This window comes from Halomonas sp. SIMBA_159, assembly GCF_046536035.1.
In the GTDB taxonomy this organism is placed as follows: domain Bacteria; phylum Pseudomonadota; class Gammaproteobacteria; order Pseudomonadales; family Halomonadaceae; genus Vreelandella; species Vreelandella venusta_A.
On sequence record NZ_JAWJBT010000484.1, the window covers coordinates 1 to 275 of the forward strand.

General features: G+C 54.2%; 1 protein-coding gene. It reads left to right on the forward strand.

The window, feature by feature from the left end; genetic code table 11:
* Nucleotides 1–258, forward strand: a 258-nt coding sequence (locus R0J87_RS20125) for a hypothetical protein (RefSeq protein ID WP_498888464.1), incomplete at its 5' end; no start/stop codon positions are given.
* Between the last annotated feature and the right edge of the window lie 17 nt (nucleotides 259–275).

Sequence of the window (275 nt, forward strand, 5' to 3'; positions counted from 1 at the left end):
GCCCTCTTTGGTGATTATGAGGCGGACGAGACAATCCACATCCACATTGATGGTGACGCAAGCGCGCGCACCCTTGAGCCCCAAATCGTCAAAGCCAACGGATTGCAGAAACTTAATCAGATGCTCGGAACGGTGTTCGCCACTGAAGCTGAGTTGTCAGATCACATGGAGGCAAACAAAACCGACACGGCCCTGACGCTCTTTGGGCACGCAGATGAACTCGCGATCCCGGGGTACATTAGTGACGCAATCCGATGACCGAATTGTCCTCGCTG